Annotated in this window: 2 protein-coding genes; both read left to right on the top strand. The window is 40.0% G+C overall.

All coding sequences use genetic code 11. The features are described 5' to 3' along the window. A partial coding sequence (locus ACQRC6_RS09755; protein WP_427848748.1) for a P-loop NTPase occupies nt 1–699 on the top strand: 699 nt, incomplete at its 5' end. 1 nt (nt 700) lies between these two features. Continuing rightward, nucleotides 701–1060, top strand: a complete 360-nt coding sequence (locus ACQRC6_RS09760; protein ID WP_427848749.1) for a NifB/NifX family molybdenum-iron cluster-binding protein — start codon at nt 701–703, stop codon at nt 1058–1060. The last annotated feature ends 151 nt before the right edge of the window (nt 1061–1211 follow it).

The following is a 1211-nucleotide window of genomic DNA, read 5'->3' on the forward strand; positions in this document are numbered from 1 at the left end:
GGTGTTGGCAAATCCCTTGTCACATCTATGCTTGCGGTTACCATGAATCGATTAGGATATCGCACGGCTATTTTAGATGCCGATGTTACAGGACCTTCTATTCCAAAAGCTTTTGGAATAAAGGAAAAGGCACTTGCTAGTGAAGAAGGAGTTATTCCCGTAAAATCGAAAACCGGTATCCAAATGATGTCGGTGAATTTACTTTTAGAACATGATACGGATCCTGTTATCTGGAGAGGTCCGATTCTTGCAAATACAGTAAAACAGTTTTGGAAAGACGTGATTTGGGATCACGTAGATTTTATGTTCATCGACATGCCTCCGGGAACAGGAGATGTTCCCCTTACAGTGTTCCAATCCATAGCGGTTGATGGATTGATCATTGTGACATCACCTCAGGAACTGGTATCGATGATTGTTACAAAGGCAGTGAAGATGGCAGAGATGATGAACATTCCTATTATTGGGTTGGTCGAGAATATGTCTTATTTTAGATGTCCAGATAATGGGAAAGATTACCAGATCTTTGGTGAAAGCCATATCGAAGAAATCGCCAGTCAATACCATCTTCCAGTACTTGCAAGAATACCTATTGACCCTCAAATCTCAAGGGCATGTGATAGTGGCATGATAGAAATGCTCGAGGGCAATTGGTTAGATTTGACGGCGAGAACAATAGAAAAAATGGAGGAACAATAAAATGATGAGAATTGCTGTAGCTAGTGACAACGAGCTAGTAACCGAGCATTTTGGTCACTGCGAAAGGTTTATACTATTTGACGCTGAAAACAACAAAATAGTAAAAAGTAAAACCATTGAAAACCCTGGACATAAACCTGGATTTTTGCCAAACTTTCTTGCCGACCACAGTGTGAATGTGATTATTAGCGGAGGTATGGGCAGTGGCGCAGTTGATATTTTCAATCAGAAAAATATTGAGGTTATTGTTGGTGCAACTGGAAAGGCCAAAGACGCAGTAGAAGCGTATCTGAAAGGTTCTTTAAAATCAACGGGTTCGATTTGCCATGAACACCAACATCATAACGAATGCGGAGAGTAGAACACACTTATGTGATTCAAAGAAATGATACTTTTAGGGATTCTCTTTCTTACTATGGGAAAGGGTTCAGAATCTGAATTTAACGAAATTATCTTTTTAAAGGGGCTGTTGCAAAAGTCCCAAAATAAATAAAAAACCACCGGCGTAGCCA

The organism is Peptoniphilus sp. SGI.035, from assembly GCF_050315115.1.
GTDB lineage: Bacteria > Bacillota > Clostridia > Tissierellales > Peptoniphilaceae > Peptoniphilus_A.